The sequence below is a fragment of the Amycolatopsis sp. lyj-346 genome (genome assembly GCF_046548975.1).
Taxonomy (GTDB): Bacteria; Actinomycetota; Actinomycetes; order Mycobacteriales; family Pseudonocardiaceae; genus Amycolatopsis.
Genome location: NZ_JAJPWT010000009.1, coordinates 194,049 through 212,454 on the forward strand (window position 1 = coordinate 194,049; position 18,406 = coordinate 212,454).

Sequence of the window (18,406 nt, forward strand, 5' to 3'; positions counted from 1 at the left end):
CGCCGTGCCCGCCCGGCACGACCCCGCGGGCACGGCGTTGCGGCGCAACCGGTCCGCTCCCGGAATGCCTGTGGCGGGGGACGAAAGGCCCTCCCCGAAGGGTGAGCTCACTCGTTCGGCGCAGTCGTGGCCTGCGGCGACGCCGTGGCGAAGCCGGTGGCGGCAACGCCGTGTTGGCCGCGGGACTGTCGGTCCGGCGGGCTAGTCTGCCGCGGGAGGAAGCCCCGGGTGAGACAGGGAGAACCGTGGACCAGGAGACGCTCACCACCGTGGTCGGTCGGGTGGCAGGCACCGAGGACTCGACGCCGCTGCAGTTCTGCGTGGCCATCGATCCCGACGCGTACCTGCAGCTCGACGACGTCGTCGTGACCCGGCGGGAACTGCCCGGGCTCGGCGAAGTCACCTCCTACGGCGTCGTGACGCAGGTGAGCGCGCGCCACGAGGGCGCCAGCTTCGGCAGCGACGTCTTCCTGATCTCCGACGGGGTCCTGCCCGCCCAGGTGCAGGAGATCGCCGAGATCGCCACCACCCGCGTCGAGCCCGAGTGCTACGTGCCGCCGCGGCCGGGCGCCGTCGTCCAGCGGGCCGTGGGAGAAGATCGCGCGCAGGCGCTGTACTTCGACAACATGACCCGCCAAGTGGCGGTCGGGCTGGGCCGGGACGGCGAACCCGTCTACCTCAACATGGACTTCCTCGACGGAACCCGCGGCGCGCACGTCAGCATCAGCGGTGTCTCCGGCGTGGCCACCAAGACGTCGTTCGCGTTGTTCCTGCTGCACTCGATCTTCCGCGGCGGCGCCCTGCCCAACGCCCACAACGCCAAGGCCCTCGTCTTCTCGGTCAAGGGCGAGGACCTGCTGTTCCTCGACACCCCGAACGTCCACCTCGACGAAAAGCTCAAGGCCGGGTACGCCAAGCTCGGCCTGCCCGCCGAACCCTTCGCGTCCGTCGGCTTCTACGCGCCGCCGACGCCGTCGGACACCACGGGGAAGCCTTACGTGACCGGGCGGACCTCGGGCGTGGGCGCGTTCTGGTGGACCATCGCGGAGTTCTGCGCCAAGGACCTGCTGCCCTACGTCTTCGCCGACGCCGAGGACGAGCGCAACCAGTACACGATGGTCATCCACCAGGTCGCGAACCGCCTGCGGCTGGACAGCACCCCGGCGGGCAAGGACGGCGCCGCGAACGTCGACGGCGTCCTGTGCCGCACCTACGCCGAGCTCGTCGACGTCATCTGCGAGCGCGTCACCGACGAGGAAACCCGGGCGAGCTGGGCGGGTGCGGTCACCGGCGCGGGCACGGTCAACGCCTTCATCCGCCGCCTGCGCTCGAGCCAGCGCGCGCTGTCCGGCCTCATCCGCGGCGACCTCGCCGACCACCCCGCACGCCGGTTGTCCACGGAGAACCAGCAGGTGACCGTGGTGGACATCCACAACCTCGTCGAGCGCGCGCAGCGGTTCGTCGTCGGCGTGACGCTCGCCGCGGAGACCGCACGCAAGGAGGCGGCCGGCCCCGGCGGGCTGCTGTTCACGATGCTGGACGAGCTCAACAAGTACGCGCCGCGGGAAGGCAGCAGCCCGATCAAGGAGGTGCTGCTGGACATCGCCGAACGCGGCCGCTCCCTCGGCGTCATCCTGATCGGCGCGCAGCAGACCGCCAGCGAGGTCGAGCGCCGGATCGTCAGCAACAGCTCGGTCCGCATCGTCGGCCGGCTCGACGCCGCGGAGGCTTCGCGCCCCGAGTACGGCTTCCTCCCGGCCAGCCAGCGGGTCCGCGCCACGCTCGCGACGCCGGGCACGATGTTCGTGAGCCAGCCGGAGATCCCGGTCCCGATCGCCGTCGGCTTCCCGTTCCCCGCCTGGGCCACGCGGCTTTCCGAGGCCGGGACGATCCCGGCGGCCACGGCCACATCGAAGAAGAGCGATCCCTTCGCCGGCCTGCCCTCGCGCGGCAGCGACCCCTTCGGTGACGACCCGCCGCCGTTCTGAGTCCGCCTCCCACCCACCGAACGGAAGGACGAAGGGTGAAGTTCCTGCACACCTCCGACTGGCACATCGGCAAGACGCTCAAGGGGCGCAACCGCCTCGACGAGCAGCGGGCCGTGCTCGGCGAGATCGTCCGGATCGCGCGGGACGAGGCCTTCGACGCGGTCCTCGTCGCGGGTGACCTGTACGAGACGTCGGCGCCGTCGGCGGCCGCACAGGAACTCGTGGTGCGGGCACTGATGGCGCTGCGCGAAACCGGTGCCGAGGTGCTCGCCATCGCCGGGAACCACGACCACGCGGCGACGTTCGAGGCGTACCGGCCGCTGCTGCGGGCCGCGGGCATCCAGCTCACCGGCGATCCCCGCCCGGTGCACGACGGCGGCGTCTGCTCGTTCGACGCGCGTTCGACGGGCGAGCGCGTCAACGTCGCCGTGCTGCCCTTCCTTTCCCAGCGCTACGCGGTCCGCGCCGCGGAGCTGCTCGCCGGGACCCCGGCGGACAACGTCGGCCAGTACGACCAGCGCGTGCGGGACATCCTGGAGCACCTCAAGACGGGTTTCACGCCTGGTGCGGTGAACCTCGTCATGGCGCACCTGACGGTGACCGGCGGGACGATGGGCGGCGGGGAACGCGCGGCGCAGTCGATCTTCGAGTACCACGTGCCCGCGACGGCGTTCGGTGCCGACCCCCACTACGTGGCGCTGGGCCACCTGCACCGGCGCCAGTCGCTGCCCGCCGCGTGCCCGGTGCACTACTGCGGTTCGCCGTTCGCCGTGGACTTCGGCGAGCAGGACAACACCAGCGTCGTGCTGTCGGTGGAGGTGAGTCCCACCACGCCGGCGAAGATCACCGACATCCCGTTGACGGCGGGGCGGAAGCTGCGGACGGTCCACGGCACGGTGGCGGAACTGACCGGCCGCGCCGGGGAGTTCGGGGACGACTACCTCCGCGTCTACGTCCGCGAAGCCACCCGGGCCGGGCTGCGGGAGGAGATCCAGGAAGCCCTGCCGAACGCCCTGGAAATCCGCATCGACCCGGAGTTCGCCGCGCCGGTGCCGACCTCGGGCGGCGACCGCGCGATCGCGGACCGTTCGCCGGGGGAGCTGTTCGCGTCCTACTGCGAGGAACGCACTGTCGAGGACAAGCGGGTGCAGGCGCTCTTCGCGCGGCTGCACGACGAAGAGACGAGCGGGGTGTGACATGCGGCCAGTGCTGCTGGAGATGACCGGCTTCGCGTCCTTCCGCGAGAAGACCGAAGTCAGCTTCGCGGACACGGACTACTTCGCGCTCGTCGGGCCGACCGGCGCGGGCAAGAGCACGGTCATCGACGCGCTCACCTTCGCGTTGTACGGCTCCGTCGCCCGTTGGGACCACGAAGGCCTCGTCGCGCCCGCGCTCGCCCCCACGGTGAACCGCGCCACCGTGCGCCTGGTCTTCGACGCCGGCGGCACGCGCTACCACGTGGTGCGGGAAGTCCGGCGCAGTGGCGGCAAGAAACCCACGGTCAGCGTCAAGAACGTCCGCCTGGAACGGCTGATCGACCCGACCGCGCTCGGCGGCCCGGAGGACGACGCCGACGCGGTGGCCGCGGACTCCGAGGTGACCCCGGCGGTCGAACGCCTGCTCGGGTTGACGTTCAAGCACTTCTGCACCTGCGTGGCGCTGCCCCAGGGCGACTTCGCCGAGTTCCTGCACGCGAAGGCCGCCGACCGGCAGAAGATCCTCATCAAGCTGCTGGGCCTGGAGGTCTACGAGCGGATCGGGCGCCGGGCCGGCGTGACGGCGGAGCAGCAGAAGCAGCGTGCCGCCGTCCTCACCGAACAGCTGGGCAGCTACGCCGACGCCACCGAGGAAGCCGTCGCCGAACACGCTGCCCGCAGGGTGGCGCTCGTGGAGCTGGACGCGCGGGTGACCGCGGCGCTGCCGGGGTTGAACGACGCCACCCGCACGCACGACGAAGCCCGGCAACGCGTCGCCACGCTCACGAAGGAACTGAGCGTCCTCGACGCGGTGGAACGCCCGGACGGTGTCGAAGACCTCGAAACCCGGCGTCGCGCCGCGGCGGATGCGGCCACGGCCGCCCGGGGCGCGCTGGAGACGGCGGAAACGGCGGACGAAGCAGCCCGTGCCGCGCTCGCCGCGGCTCCCGCGCGAAGTGAACTGGAACGGATCCGCGCCGACCGCACCGAGTTCGAGGAGACCGGGAAGGCGCTCCCGCGGCTCGAAGAGGCGGCGAAGACGGCGTTGCGGGCGAAGGACGCGGCCGCCGTCGCGGTCACCGAGGCCGTGGCCGTCGTCGAGACGGCCCGGAAGATCCGGGACTCGACGGCCCGTGCCGCGGAGGACGCCGCCGCCGAAGCCGGGCGGGCCCGTCAGGACCGCGACCGGCTGGCCGGGCTGCGGCCGCCGGCGGATCTCGGGGACCTGTCGGCGGATGCGGCACGCGTGGCGAAGCGCACGGCGGCCGCGGCCGCCCGCCTGAGCGCGGCCGAGACCGCCGACACCGAAGCGCGGGCGGCGCTGGCCGCCCAGCCGGACGTCGCCCCGCTCGCCGCGGCCCGCTCCGACGCCCGCACGCTGTACGCGTTGTGCGAGGCGCAGCGGAAGGCCGCGCCCGAGCGGGCCACGCGCCGCACGGAACTCGAAGCGGCACGAAGCACCTTCGCCCGCGCGGACGCCGAAGTGACGGCGGCGAAGGCCGCGGCGGCCGAAGCCGAACGGGCCGGGCAGGCACTGAGCCTGCGGACCGGGCTCGCCGTCGGGCAGCCGTGCCCGGTGTGCGAGCAGGAAGTCACGGCGCTGCCCGACGCGGGCGGGCACGCCCACCTGGCGGAGGCCCGCGAACGCCTCGAGCACGCCGAACGCCGGCGCGCGGCGGCCGAAGCCGCGGTACGCAAGCTGGAACGGGCCGTGGACCGCGACGCCGACTCAGCCGCGACGGCGGCCGCCCAGGCCGAGGAACTGCGCGCGGTGCTGGTGGAGGGCTCGGACATCCGGGGCTTCGCCGCGGGTGGGGGACTTGGCCGCTCGGGTTCCCGAGAGGGTGGCTCGGATATCGGGGGCTTCGCCGCGGGTGGGGGACTCGGTCGCTCGGGTTCCGGGGAAGGCGGCTCGGATATTGAGGGCTCCGCCTCGGGTGGGGGGCCTGGTCGCTCGGGTTCTCGAGGAGCCGGCTCGGATATCGGGGGCTCCGCCTCGGGTGAGGAGCTTGGCCGCTCGGGTTCCGGGGAAGGCGGCTCGGATATTGAGGGCTCCGCCTCGGGTGGGGGGCTTGGCCGCTCGGGTTCTCGAGGAGCCGGCTCGGATATCGGGGACTCCGTCCCGGATGGGGGACTCGGCCACCTGGACCCCCGGGAAGGCGGCTCGGACATCCGGGACTCCGCCCCGGGCGGGAGGCTCCGCCACCCCGGCCCCCGAAAAGCCGGCCCACCGGAATCGCCGGTGCTGCTGCGGCGGATCGAGGCGTCCTTCACCGAGCAGGACTTCGCGGACCTGGTCGCCGCCGTGCGCGAGCGGGGCGAGTGGCTGTCCAAGACGATCGAGGGCCGGGCCCGGGTCGCCGAGGCCGCGAACGCTGCGGACCGGGAACTGGCCGCGGCGCGCGCCGAACGTGCGGCGGCGCAGCGGGAGGCCGACGGCGTCGAGAAGTCGTTCGCGGCGGCCAGGGAAGCCCTGCGGGCCGCGCGCGACCCGTTGGTGGAGCTCGGCGCGCCCGCGGTCGACGGCGACGACGTCCCGGCGGGCTGGCGGCGGCTGACCGGCTGGGCGGCCACCGCGCTGGCGGACCGGCGGACGGCGCTGGCCGCGCTCGAAGCGGCCGCCGAAGCCGTGGGGAAGGAAGCCGTCGTCGCGGCGGACGACCTCGCCTCCGCCGAGCGGAACGCCGAGGAGCGGCGGCAGCGGGCGGTCGACGCGGGCCTGGCCGAGCAGGCCGCGGGTACCGAACTCGCCACCGCGCGGCGCCGGCACGGCGAACTCGCCGCGACGCTCGCCGGCGCGCCCACCGCGGACGTCGTCACCGCGCAGCTGGCGAAGGTCGCTTCTCTCGAAGAAGCCGCGAAGAAAGCGGACGCGGACCTGCGGACCGCGCGGGCGGCCGCGAAACGCGCCACGGAAGCCCAAGCGGGCATCGGCGCCCAGGTCGACGCCGCGCGGCAGCGGCTGTCCCGGGCCCGCGACCCGCTGGTCGGCCTCGGCGCCCCGCCGATCGACGGCTTCTCGGGGGTCCGGGTGGCGGAGCCCCCGGCTCGGGGCGAAGCCCCGGTTGTCACAGACGGCTTTTCGGGGGCCCGGGTGGCGGGGCCCCCGGCTCGGGGCGAAGCCCCGGTTGTCGCAGACGGCTTTTCGGGGGCCCGGGTGGCTTCGCCCCCGGCCGGGGGCGAAGCCCCGGTTGTCACAGACGGCGAGAGCCTCCTCGACGCCTGGACCAGGCTCACGGACTGGGCCGCCGCCCAGGCGAAGGACCACCGAGAGCGGCTGGCCGTCGCGAAGACCGCCGAGAGCGAAGCCGCCGAAGCGTTGCAGGCGGCTGAACGCGCGGTCGCCGTCGACGTCACCGCACTCGGGATCGCCCTGCCGGACGGGCCGGTGCGGGACCGCGTCCCGGTCGCCGTCGCGGCCGCCCGGGCGCGCGCCGAAGCCGACCACGCCGACCTGAAGCGGCGCGTGGCGCGGGTGGCCGGGCTGCACGAAGACATCGCGGCCGCGGAGTCCGAAGCCCAGGTCGCGCGGCTGCTCGCGGATCTGCTGCGCTCGGACAAGTTCCCGCGCTGGCTGATCGCCGGTGCGCTCGACACGCTGGTCGCGGAGGCGTCGGCGTCGCTGCTGGAGCTGTCCGGCGGCCAGTTCGAGCTGACCCACGACAAGGGCGACTTCCTGGTGGTGGACCACAACGAGGCCGACGCCCGGCGCCCGGTGAAGACGCTGTCCGGGGGCGAGACGTTCCAGGCGTCGCTCGCCCTGGCCCTCGCGCTGTCTTCGCAGCTCGGCGCGATGGCCGTCGACGGCGCGACCCGGCTGGAGTCGATCTTCCTCGACGAGGGCTTCGGGACGCTGGACGAAGCCACCCTCGACGTGGTGGCCTCCACTTTGGAGAACCTCGCCGCGTCCGGCTCCCGGATGGTCGGGGTGATCACGCACGTGCCGGCGCTCGCCGAGCGCGTCCCGGTGCGGTTCCTGGTCACCCGGGACGGCACCGGCTCGCACATCGCCAGGGAGGGCGCATGACCGCGGTGGCCGGGATGAACTTCAGCATCGACGCCTGGGATCCGGGTTACGGCAGCTCGATGGAGGCGGAGGAACTCGGCCGCTCCCAGGCCGAAGTCGAGCTCGACGTCGAGGTCCCGGAGGCCGAATGGGCGCCGATCGACCCGTCGCCGGTCTCGCCGCCGGAAGCCGTGCTGTTCGTCGACGGTGTCCGGCGGATCGACGCGCGCGTCTGGATCGACGACCCGGCCGGCACGAACTCGGCGTCCATCGGGATCTGCGCGTCCTACGCGGCGGGGGTCGTGTGCTGCTGCGAGGGACAGGCGCACGTCGTCGGCACCGACGTCCGGCGGGGGCTGTTCACCATCGCCCCGCAGGCCGACGACATCGCCACCCCGGCCGGGATCTACACGGCGCACCGCGCGGCGGCCAAGGAGGACAAGCCGCTGCCGGTGGTGCTGTCGTCGGCGTTGCAGGAGCAGCTGGCCGAAACGGAGCTGGACACGGCGATCCGGGCGCGCACGGCGATCGACGGCCACGTGCGCGGCGACCTGCTGGTCGTGGACGGCCCGCTGCGCGGCCGCGCGCACCTCGACCGGGCCGTCGGGTTCATCAAGAGCCACCAGACGACCTACCTGCCCGGTGAGCTCAACGCGATGGTCGGCAGGCTCGGCCCGCACCAGCGCACGCCGGTGTTCCTGATGGGCACGACGTGGGTCCGGCACTCGTGGTACCTGCGGCTGCCCTCGGTGGGTGGCCCACCGTGGTCGGGGGTCGTGCGGGTGGAGGCGGCGCCGCACCTCGGCCGCGAGCAGGTCGCCGAGCTGGCGAACGTCACCCAGTCGGTGCTGGGGCGGTTCGCGTCGGTCGCCTACAAGGACTCGCGGGCGCCGCAGAACCTCTACCCGATCGCCGGGCTGGAGCGCGACCTGCGGCACCGGCTCGGCGACCAGCAGTTCGTGTACCGGGCGCTGCGGCTGGCCGCGGCCCGCTGAGACCGGGCCCCGGGGCGGCGAGCTGGGGACTGCGCCGCCCCGGGGTGTCCTTTGTGGAGCGTCAGCTCCGGGAGCCGTCACCGGTCTGCGGCGCCCCGGCCGGCTTGACCGCGACCTGCGGTTTCGCCGGTTTCGGCGCCTTCGACGATGTCGGCGGCTTGGGCTTGGTGGCCGGCGGCTTGGGCTTCGTCGTCGTGTCCGGCGGCGGGGTGCCCAGGATCGTGAACGTGCGGGTCGGCGACCGGCCGTTCAAGCACGGGTAGGAGGCGGTGTACTTCCCGGGCCGCCCGATCGCCGTGGTGTGCCCGGACTGCTTTCCCCAGTTCCCGCCCTCGGTCCACTGCAGCGGTGCGGTGAATCCCGTCGACGTGACCGGTCCCCGCGGGGTGCACGCCCCGCCACCCGTCCCCTTCATGATGAACGCGTCGATTCGGCCGCCCGGCTCGACCTCCGAAGTCAGGCTCCACCCGGCTTCGTCAGCCGCACCGGCCGGGGCCGACAGCGCGAGCGTCGCCGCGCTCGCGGCCATGAGGCCGATCAGGGTTTTCTTGAGCATGGTTGGTCCCCTCTCGTTGGTGCTCTTTCCACGCCTGAGCCGGGGAAATGGTTGAGTCCAGTGCTCCCGCGCAATCATCCCGGCGTCCACAGTGGACCCGCTGCCGGGCCTGCGGCGGCCCGGGCCACCGGCACCCGGGCGAGCGCCGAGGCCTCAGGCCTTGCAGCCGGGCGCGGTCGCGGCGGCGGTCATCAGCTCCGGGGACGCCGTGAAGGCGCCGACCGGGTCGTAGGTGCCGTCGACGTCCTGCTGAGCCTGCTCGACGGCCTTGGCGGCCGGGTCCTGGGACGCTTCGTTGCCCGGCTTCGCCCGGTCGAGCTGGACCTTCGCCTCGGTGGCGCGGTCGCGGGCCTTCGTGAACTTCGCGATGAACCCCTGGCGCACGGTCTCGCCGAGCGGCACCGGCGCGGGCGGCAACGCGGTCAGCTTGTCGACCGCCTCACCGGTGCGGGCCGCGATGCCGCCCAGCGTCGCGCTGAGCGCCTTCTGCGCCTCGGCGATCGATCGGGGCGACGGCTGGGGGGTGCCGGCTTCCCGGTTGGTGCGCTCCCGGTAGCCGTGTACCGCGGAGCAGAAGCCGTCCATCCAGCTCACCGCCGCCGGATCGGCGGTCGGCGAGGGCACGATGGTGTCGGCCGGGCGCAGGTTCTGGGTGGCCTGCGGTGTGGCCGGCGGAGTGGCCGGCGCGCCCTCGCACGCGGTCAGCAGCAGGCAGGCGCCGAGCAGAGCGGCAGCAATCTTCATGGATCCCCCCTCGCGTTTGGCGGGTACACGCGCGAGGGCGCCGGAAGGTTGCTTCAGGCGGCGGCGAGAGTGTCGCCCAAGGCCCGGCGGCCCTCGTCGGTGAGCTCGGCCCGCGTCCACTGCCCGACGGCGACGACCCGCGCGGGCCGGATCAGGCCGGCCCGCGCCAGCTGGTGCGCGGTCGCCTGGTCGCAGCAGGGCAGGCCGTCGACCCGCAGGTCGGGTTCACAACTGCAGGTGAGCTCGGCGCGCCCGGCCCCGACGGCCCGCAGCATCGCCAACGCCCGGCGATTCAGTTCGGTGTCCATGTGGTCATCCCCCTCGTGGTGCCGACTGTGAGGAGACGTGACCGCCGTCACCGAATACGCGACATCGGGCAGCGTCACCCGAACAGGTGCATGCGCTCGGCCTATGGGAGTGCACAGGGCTGTGCACTCGTCATGCTCCGGGGTTCCGGCCGGCCGGCGCGCCGAGTGGTCGCGGCATGTCCGGCATCCGGCGAATCGTGTTCCCGGTGAAGCCGTAGTGGCTGAGGAACGCCTGCCGCAGGGTCTCCGCCGAGGCGAACCCGCACCGGCGGGCGACCGCGGACAGCGGCAGGGCACTGCCCCGCACGAGGTGCGCGGCGGCCTCGGTCCGGGCGGCCCGGACGGCGCGGGCCGGGGTCCGGCCCAGGTGGGTGGCGAACAGCCGGGTGAGGTGCCGGGTGGTCATCCCGGCCCGGGCCGCCAGTGCCGCCGGGCTCAGGTCCGCGGCCGGATGCGCGGCGATGTGGCCGAGCAGGTCGCGTACCAGGCGGTTGCCCGTCGGCGGTGCGGCCAGGAACATGCTGATCTGGGCCTGGTCGGCCGGGCGGTGCAGGTAGGTCACCAGTTCGCGCGCGACCGCTCGGGCCAGGGCCGGGCCGTGGTCGTCCTCGATCAAGGCCAGGGTGAGGTCCAGTGCGCTGGTGACCCCGGCCGAGGTGTAGACGTTGCCGTCCCGGATGTAGAGCGGGGCCGGGTCCACCGTCACGGCGGGAAACGTCGCGGCCAGCAGTTCGGCGTATCCCCAGTGCGTGGTGACCTGCCGGTGGTCCAGCAGCCCGGCCGCGGCGAGCACGAACGTGCCCGTGCACACCGACGCGATCCGCCGGCTCCGCCGGGCCAGCCGCCGCACCTGGGTCAGCAACCGGTCGTTCGCGGCCGCTGTCCCCGTCCCGGCCCCGCCGACGACCACCATCGTGTCGATCCGCCCGGTCACCGAGGCCAGCCGCCGCGCGCCGGCCAGCACGATCCCGGACGAGCTGCGCGCGGCCCGCCCCGAGACCGTCGCCAGCTCGACGGCATAAGGGGGCACGGCCCCGTGGGAGTTCGCGATCTCCAGCGCCCCGCTGGGACACGCCACATCGAGGATCTGCAGGTCGTCGTACGCGACGAGCACCACTCGCCGGACCGTGCCGTCCCCGTCCCCCATCACGGAAATCTACCCCGGTGAAGGGAAGGACCGGGGCGGAACCGTCAGAGGCGTTCCTGCAGGGCGTCCGCCGCGGCAAGGAGATCCGCCGCCCAGCGCGCGCCCGGCTTCCGGCCGATCCGCTCGATCGGCCCCGAGACCGACACCGCCGCCACGACCGTTCCCGCGGAATCGCGCACCGGCGCCGAAATGCTCGCCACCCCCGGTTCGCGCTCGGCCACGCTCTGCGCCCAGCCCCGCCGCCGGACCTCCAGGAGCGTCCGCTCGCCGAAGACCGCGTCCGCCAGGATCGTGCGCTGCGTGTGCGGGTCCGCCCAGGCCGCGAGCACCTTCGCGCCCGAGCCGGCCGTCATCGGCAGCCGCGAACCCACCGGCACCGTGTCGCGCAGGCCGCTCGGCGGCTCCGCCGTCGCGACGCACACGCGCTGGACGCCGTCGCGCCGGTACAGCTGGACGCTCTCGCCGGTGACGTCGCGCAGTTTCGGCAGCACCACGCCCGCGGCGTCGAGCAGCGGGTCGGTCGAACCACCCGCGAGTTCGGCCAGCGCGGTACCGGGGCGCCAGCGGCCGTCCGGACCGCGACGCAGCAGCCGGTGCACCTCCAGGCCGACCGCGAGCCGGTGCGCGGTGGCCCGGGGGAGGCCGGTCCGCGTGCACAGTTCCGCGAGGCCGCAGGGGTCGTCCGCGACCGCCTGCAGGACGGCCACTGCTTTGTCCAGTACTCCGATACCGCTATGCTGTCCCACGACCCGATACTAGCGTCCCGCAGTTTGGGAAGTCCAGCATCTGGGAAAACCCTGAACTCGAGCTGCGCCCCTCCTTCGCGGCTCGCACCCGGTTCCGCAGGTGCGCGCCCGAGTTCGACGACGAACCGTGGAAGGAGCCGGAGATGACCAGCCCGACCGGCAAGGCCCGCACGCTGGCGGAGAAGGTGTGGGAAAGCCACCTCGTGCGCCGAGGCGAAGGCGCCGAACCGGACCTGCTCTACATCGACCTCCACCTGCTGCACGAAGTCACCAGCCCGCAGGCCTTCGACGGCCTCCGCCTGGCCGGGCGGCAGCTGCGCCGCCCCGACCTGACCATCGCGACCGAGGACCACAACGTCCCGACCGTCGACATCGAGCTCCCCATCGCCGATCCGGTCTCGCGCACCCAGGTCGACACCCTTCGCCGCAACTGCAAGGAGTTCGGGGTCCGGCTGCACCCGATGGGTGACGCCGAGCAGGGCATCGTGCACGTCATCGGCCCCCAGCTGGGCCTGACCCAGCCCGGCATGACCGTGGTCTGCGGCGACAGCCACACCTCGACCCACGGCGCGTTCGGCGCCATCGCCTTCGGCATCGGCACGTCCGAGGTCGAGCACGTCATGGCCACCCAGACGCTGCCGCTGCAGCCCTTCAAGACCATGGCGATCACCGTCGACGGACAGCTGCGCCCCGGCGTCACCGCGAAGGACATCATCCTCGCCGTGATCGCCAAGATCGGCACCGGCGGCGGTCAGGGCTACATCCTGGAGTACCGCGGCTCGGCCATCGAGGCCCTGTCGATGGAGGCCCGGATGACCGTCTGCAACATGTCGATCGAAGCCGGCGCCCGCGCCGGGATGATCGCCCCGGACGAGACGACGTTCGAGTACCTGAAGGGCCGCGCCCACGCCCCGCAGGGCGCGGACTGGGACGCGGCGGTCGAGAACTGGCGGCAGCTGCGCACCGACGACGGCGCCGAGTTCGACGCCGAGGTGCACCTGAACGCGAGCGAGCTGACGCCGTTCGTGACCTGGGGCACCAACCCCGGCCAGGGCCTCCCGCTGAGCGCCGAGGTGCCCGACCCGGAGGCGATCCCGGACGAGAACGACCGCATCGCCGCTGAAAAAGCCCTGTCCTACATGGACTTGAAGCCCGGCACGCCGCTGCGTGACATCGCCGTCGACACCGTCTTCCTCGGCTCCTGCACCAACGGCCGGATCGAGGACCTGCGGGCCGCGGCCGACGTGCTGCGCGGTCGGAAAGTGGCGGACTCGGTCCGGATGCTGGTGGTTCCCGGCTCGATGCGCGTCCGCAAGGCCGCCGAGGCCGAGGGCCTCGACCAGGTCTTCACCGAGGCGGGCGCCGAGTGGCGCCAGGCAGGCTGCTCGATGTGCCTCGGCATGAACCCGGACCAGCTGCAGCCGGGCGAGCGCAGCGCGTCGACGTCGAACCGCAACTTCGAGGGCCGGCAGGGCAAGGGCGGCCGGACGCACCTGGTCTCGCCGCTCGTGGCCGCCGCCACGGCCGTCCGGGGCACGCTGTCGTCGCCGGAAGACCTGCTCACCGCCGCCCGCTGACCCGAGAGGAGCTCCCACCATGGAACCGTTCACCCAGCACACCGGCGTCGGCGTCCCGCTGCGCCGGTCCAACGTGGACACCGACCAGATCATCCCGGCGGTCTACCTCAAGCGGGTGACCCGGACGGGGTTCGAGGACGGCCTGTTCGCCGCCTGGCGCGGCGACGAGGACTTCATCCTCAACCAGGAGCCGTTCAAGAACGGGAGCGTGCTGGTCGCCGGGCCGGACTTCGGAACCGGTTCCTCCCGCGAGCACGCCGTCTGGGCGCTGATGGACTACGGCTTCAAGGTCGTCGTCTCCGCCCGGTTCGCCGACATCTTCCGCGGCAACTCCGGCAAGGGCGGCCTGGTGGCCGCGCAGTGCGAGCAGCACGACGTCGAGCTGCTCTGGAAGCTGCTGGAGAACGAGCCCGGCACCGAGGTCACGGTCGACCTCGAGACCAAGACCGTGCGGGCCAAGGACTTCACCGCGCCCTTCCAGATCGACGACTACGTCCGCTGGCGGCTGCTGGAAGGCCTCGACGACATCGCTCTCACGTTGCGCCATGCCGGTGAGATCGACAGCTTCGAGACGAGCCGCCCGTCCTGGAAGCCGACGACGACGCCGGTGTCCGCCGGCTAGCCCGATCCTGGGGCGGGATCGCTTGCGCGGCAAGGGATCCCGCCCTCTTCGGGGTGCTTCGCCCAGCTGCCGAACGGCCCTCCGCTAGCCCTCTCACCGGGGCTCGGCGCGAGGCGGAACCCCTCCCGGGGCAAGGGAAAGTTCCGCGTGCCGTTTGGAATTTGTGCTGCGTTGGTAATACCGTGTCGCTAGTCGGCCGACGCGGCCGTGGATCCTTCCTGGAGGACTGGACATGGCCAACAAGGCCCAGCTGATCGAGGCGCTGACAGAGCGCCTGGGCGACAAGAAGGCCGCTTCCGAGGCGGTCGACGGTCTGGTCGACATCATCATCCGGACGGTCAACAAGGGCGAAAAGGTCAACATCACCGGCTTCGGGGTGTTCGAGAAGCGCGCCCGCGCCGCTCGCACCGCCCGCAACCCGCGCACCGGTGAGGCCGTCAAGGTCAAGAAGACCAACGTGCCCGCCTTCCGCGCCGGCACCACCTTCAAGGACGTCGTTTCCGGAGCGAAGAAGCTGCCGAAGGCCACCCCGGCCAAGCGCGCGACGACGAGCACCCGCACGGCCACGTCCCGCACGGCCGCGGCGACGGCGCCGAAGCCGGCCACGACGCGATCGACGACCACGCGCACCCGGGCAACAGCGGCAAAGCCGGCGGCGGCCACGAGGACAACGGCGGCCAAGACGGCGGCGGCCCCGAAGACGGCGGCGGCAAAGCCGGCGACCACGCGGACGAGGGCCACCACGGCAAAGACGACGGCCGCGAAGGCTCCAGCCGCGGCGAAGGCGCCGGCCGCGGCGAAGGCTCCGACTGCCGCGAAGACCACCGCGGCGAAGACGACCACGGCCCGCAAGTCGACGGCAGCCAAGACCCCGGCAGCCAAGACTCCGACGGCCAAAACGACCGCGGCCAAAACGACGGCGGCCAAGGCCCCGGCAAGGCGGACCTCGGCCGCGGCGAAGAAGGACTGAACCGCCCGAAACTGTCGTACCCCTGCGGTACCGTGAAATCCGGGGGACCCCCAGGGGGCGACCCCCTGCTAGACGAGCAGCTTTCCGGCAGGGCCCCGCGCGACGTGCGTGGGGCCCTGCCGCATGTCCGGACCCTGCAGCGGAAGTAGTTCGAGCGCCCGGAGGGCAAACGTCATGAACGAGTCGTTCATGACATCGCCTTGCCTCAGGGGGCGGCTCGCGTACCCCACCCGTCGGTTCGCGTACCGGAAGCGTCGGCCGGCGTACCTGGCCGGTCGGTGCGCGAATCGTGCCGGGGCCTGGGCGAACTGGCTGCCCGGGCGGGGTAATCCGGGTCCCTGGCCGCGAAAGATCGCCGAGGCAAGCCATCCGACCGTCTGGGTACGCGAGCCGACCGTCTGGGTACGCGAGCCGACCGTCTGGGTACGCGAGCCGACCGGCCGGGTACGCGAGCCGACCGTTCAAGTGCGCCAACCGGCGCGTCACCTTGCGTGCGCGGGCCGGAAGTCACCCACCGCAGGCTTGGCGTCCGGACGGGCAGCACGGGTCACCCGGCCGGCCCAACCCCGGCCCCGGGACCGGTTCCGCCCAATTTCGCAAAGTTGCTTGAGCGCCCGGCCGAGTGATGCCACGCTGCGTTCCTCGGGCCCGCGTCCGGCGGGGCCGGTCGTGGGCGAGGCGAACCTGGGGGCGACCACCATCGACATCCGGCTGCTCGGCCCGTTCCAGGTGCTCGTCGACGGTTCGCCGGTCGTGCTGACCAGTTCACGTCAGCGCGCGCTGCTCGCCACCCTCGCGCTCGCCGCCGGCCGTCTCGTGTCGATCGATGCCCTCGCCCGGGGCGTGTGGGGCGAAACCCCGCCCGCGCACATCCGCGGCAGCCTGCAGACCTACGTGATGCGCCTGCGCCGGCTCTGCGGCGAAGACAGCGTCGTCACCGAACCGGACGGCTACCGGCTCGTCGTCGACCCGTCCCGGGTGGACGCCCTGCGCTTCCTCCAGACCCTCGACCAGGCCGCCGCGGCGACGGAACCCGCGCGTCGCAGAGAACTGCTCACCGCCGCGCTCGACGGCTGGGGCGGGGTCCCCCTCGAAGGCGTCGGCTCTCCCGCCCTCGCCGCCGAATGGGGGCCGCTGCTGACCGAGCGGTACCTCTTCGCCGTGGAACAGCGGATCGACCTCGACGCCGGGCTCGTGCCCGACGCGCGGCTCGTCGCCGAACTCACCGATCTCGTCGCCCAGCACCCGCTGCGGGAGTCGTTGTGGGAACGGCTGGTGCGCGCCCTCGCCCGGTCCGGGCGCCGCGCCGAAGCGCTTGCCCGCTACGCCGGGCTGCGGGCGTTGCTGGCCGACGAACTGGGCGTCGAACCGGGCGAAGACCTCCGCCGCCTGCACGCCGAACTGCTCGCCGCCGATGCCGATCCGGCCGTCCACACCGTTCCGCGGCAGCTGCCCTTCGACGTCGCCGGCTTCACCGGCCGCGGCCCCGAACTCGCCGAACTCGACCGGCTGCCGCCCGGCGGCGCGTCCGGCATCGTCGTCATCGAAGGCACCGCCGGTGTCGGGAAGACGTCGCTGGCCGTGCACTGGTCCCACCGCGTCCGCGACCGCTTCCCCGGTGGCCAGCTGTTCCTCGACCTGCGCGGCCACTCCGCGGACACCCCGGTCACGCCGGGCGCCGCGCTGGCCGGCTTCCTGCGCGCCCTCGGCGTCTTGGCCGAGACGCTGCCCTCCACTGTGGAGGAGCGCTCGGCGCTGCTGCGGAGCAGGCTGGCCGGCAGCCGCACGCTCATGCTGCTCGACAACGCCCGCGACGCCGACCAGGTCCGGCCGCTGCTGCCCGGGCCCGGCAACCTCGTCGTGGTGACCAGCCGCAACCAGCTGCGCGGGCTCGTCGCCCGCGACGGCGCCCGCCGCATCGCCTTGCGCTCCTTCGACGACCGCGACGCGACCGCGCTGCTCGCCGGCAGCGTCGGGCCGCAGCGCATCGCCGCCGAACCCGGCGCCGTTGCCGAACTCGTGCAGCTCTGCGGCCGCCTGCCGCTGGCATTGGCGCTGGCCGGGGAACGCGCTTCCCGGTTCTCCGGCGTCTCGCTCGCCGGAATCGTCGAAGAACTCCGCGACCAGCGCCTGCGGCTCGACACCCTGCGCGACCCCGAGGACGCCGGCACCGACATGCGGGCCGCGTTCTCCTGGTCGTACAAGGCGCTGCGCCCGGCCGCGGCCCGGTTCTTCCGGCTGCTCGGCCTGCACCCCGGCCACGGTTTCAGCCTGTCCTCGGCCGCCGCGCTCGCCGGTGCCGACCTGCGCGAAGCGCGTGAGCTCGCCGACCAGCTCGCCGCCGCCCACCTGCTCAACCAGCCCGGCACCGACCGCTACCAGTTCCACGACCTGCTGCGCGTCTACGCGGGCGAACTCGTCGAAACCGAAACGACCGAGGCCGAGCGCTCGGCGGCGCTGCGCCGGCTCGTCGACTGGTACCTCGCCAGCGTCGCCGAAGCGAACAAACTGGTCCGTCCCGACCTGCTCACCGAGGACATCACGCTCGACCCCGCGCCGCTGCCCGCCGTCCGCTTCGCACAGCACGAGCAGACGATCGCCTGGTACACCACCGAACGGCAGGCCCTCACCGCCCTCGTCGGCATCGCCGCCGGTCACGGCTGGACCGCGCACGCCTGGAAACTCGCGTGGCTGCTGCGCGGATTCTTCGCCGAGCGCCACGACCGCGACGACTGGATCACCACCGCGCGCACGGCCGTGGCCGCCACCCGCGACGCCGGCGACAGCACGGGTCTCCAGTACAGCGCCAACAACCTCGGCTCGGCCTACCTGCGCACGCTCCAGCCGGACAAGGCGCTCGAGGCGCTGGAGGAAGCACGCGCCGCGTCCGAGGCCGGCGACGGCACTGCGCTGACGGTGGCGATCCTGTCCAATCTCGCCGGCGCCTACTACGTCCGGGCCGAATACGCCGAAGCCGAACGCCACGCGCTCCAAGCCGTCCACCTGGCGCGCGACCACGGCCAGCGGACGTTCGTGCCGCACGCGCTCCTCAACGTGAGCGCCAGCCGCATCGGCCTCCGCGACTACGACCACGCCGCCGAAGCCGCTCAGGCGGCCCACGAAGCCTTCGCCGAACTCGGCGACCGCTACCACGCGGCGCTCGCGCTCGGGAACGTCGCCGAAGCCCTCGAAGGGGCGGGACGGCACGAAGAAGCGGAGCGCGCCGGCCTCGACGCACTCGCCGAACTGAAGGAACTGAACGCCGACTACGGCACGATCGATGTCCAGATCACCCTCGGCCGGCTGAAGCACCGCACCGGTCGTGCGCACGAGGCGGGCGGCCACTGGGCCGAGGCGCTGACCGTCAGCCAGCGCCTCGGCGACCCCCGCGCTGCGGAGGTGCAGGCTCTGCTGGCCACGGTGCCGACAGATACCCCCTCGCCCGGGGATGCGCCGTACCCCTAGCCCGGCGCAGCCCAACGGGACCCTCAGCTAGTACACCAAGATCGACTGTCACGGCGCTGTCTCGTGGTGACAGCCGCACTTTCCGG

At 73.2% G+C, this 18,406-nt stretch carries 13 protein-coding genes; 8 read left to right on the forward strand and 5 right to left on the reverse strand.

Annotated elements, in window-relative coordinates:
• Positions 1 to 245: 245 nt before the first annotated feature.
• From ACLJQE_RS25905 to ACLJQE_RS25920, 4 genes are read left to right on the forward strand one after another with little or no spacing between them, the layout of a single operon-like run.
• On the forward strand, positions 246 to 1,988 hold the full coding sequence (locus ACLJQE_RS25905; protein WP_410641948.1) for an ATP-binding protein: 1,743 nt from the start codon (positions 246 to 248) through the stop codon (positions 1,986 to 1,988).
• Positions 1,989 to 2,023: 35 nt separating this feature from the next.
• Entirely contained in the window at positions 2,024 to 3,184 is a 1,161-nt protein-coding gene (locus ACLJQE_RS25910; protein ID WP_410641949.1) for an exonuclease SbcCD subunit D, read from the forward strand.
• A gap of 10 nt (positions 3,185 to 3,194) precedes the next feature.
• Entirely contained in the window at positions 3,195 to 7,211 is a 4,017-nt protein-coding gene (locus ACLJQE_RS25915) for an AAA family ATPase (RefSeq protein WP_410642124.1), read from the forward strand.
• Positions 7,208 to 8,185, forward strand: a complete 978-nt coding sequence (locus ACLJQE_RS25920; RefSeq protein ID WP_410641950.1) for a hypothetical protein — start codon at positions 7,208 to 7,210, stop codon at positions 8,183 to 8,185. Before ACLJQE_RS25915 ends, ACLJQE_RS25920 begins: the two co-directional genes overlap by 4 nt.
• 61 nt (positions 8,186 to 8,246) lie before the next feature.
• On the opposite strand, the gene ACLJQE_RS25925 is transcribed toward ACLJQE_RS25920, so the two are convergent.
• From ACLJQE_RS25925 to ACLJQE_RS25945, 5 genes are all read right to left on the reverse strand, one after another.
• Positions 8,247 to 8,741 carry a hypothetical protein gene (locus ACLJQE_RS25925; protein ID WP_410641951.1) on the reverse strand — a complete coding sequence of 165 codons (495 nt, stop codon included), beginning with the start codon at positions 8,739 to 8,741 and terminating at the stop codon, positions 8,247 to 8,249.
• Positions 8,742 to 8,894: 153 nt separating this feature from the next.
• Positions 8,895 to 9,485: a hypothetical protein gene (locus ACLJQE_RS25930; protein WP_410641952.1), complete on the reverse strand. Its 591-nt coding sequence runs from the start codon at positions 9,483 to 9,485 to the stop codon at positions 8,895 to 8,897.
• A gap of 53 nt (positions 9,486 to 9,538) precedes the next feature.
• Entirely contained in the window at positions 9,539 to 9,793 is a 255-nt protein-coding gene (locus tag ACLJQE_RS25935) for a hypothetical protein (RefSeq protein ID WP_410641953.1), read from the reverse strand.
• 130 nt (positions 9,794 to 9,923) lie between these two features.
• Positions 9,924 to 10,940: a GlxA family transcriptional regulator gene (locus ACLJQE_RS25940; RefSeq protein ID WP_410641954.1), complete on the reverse strand. Its 1,017-nt coding sequence runs from the start codon at positions 10,938 to 10,940 to the stop codon at positions 9,924 to 9,926.
• A gap of 44 nt (positions 10,941 to 10,984) precedes the next feature.
• Positions 10,985 to 11,686 carry an IclR family transcriptional regulator gene (locus ACLJQE_RS25945; RefSeq protein WP_051183801.1) on the reverse strand — a complete coding sequence of 234 codons (702 nt, stop codon included), beginning with the start codon at positions 11,684 to 11,686 and terminating at the stop codon, positions 10,985 to 10,987.
• A gap of 143 nt (positions 11,687 to 11,829) precedes the next feature.
• Between ACLJQE_RS25945 and leuC the strand changes: the two genes are divergently transcribed.
• The 4 genes from leuC (at position 11,830) to ACLJQE_RS25965 (ending at position 18,320) form a co-directional block, all read left to right on the forward strand.
• Positions 11,830 to 13,263, forward strand: coding sequence for a 3-isopropylmalate dehydratase large subunit (gene leuC, locus ACLJQE_RS25950; RefSeq protein WP_410641955.1), 1,434 nt, complete (start codon positions 11,830 to 11,832; stop codon positions 13,261 to 13,263).
• A gap of 19 nt (positions 13,264 to 13,282) precedes the next feature.
• A complete protein-coding gene (gene leuD / locus ACLJQE_RS25955) occupies positions 13,283 to 13,885 on the forward strand; it encodes a 3-isopropylmalate dehydratase small subunit (protein ID WP_410641956.1) in 603 nt (200 codons plus the stop codon).
• A 232-nt stretch (positions 13,886 to 14,117) separates the two neighbouring features.
• Positions 14,118 to 14,855, forward strand: a complete 738-nt coding sequence (locus tag ACLJQE_RS25960) for an HU family DNA-binding protein (protein ID WP_410641957.1) — start codon at positions 14,118 to 14,120, stop codon at positions 14,853 to 14,855.
• Between the two features lie 669 nt (positions 14,856 to 15,524).
• Positions 15,525 to 18,320, forward strand: coding sequence for a BTAD domain-containing putative transcriptional regulator (locus ACLJQE_RS25965; protein ID WP_410641958.1), 2,796 nt, complete (start codon positions 15,525 to 15,527; stop codon positions 18,318 to 18,320).
• Positions 18,321 to 18,406 lie beyond the last annotated feature (86 nt).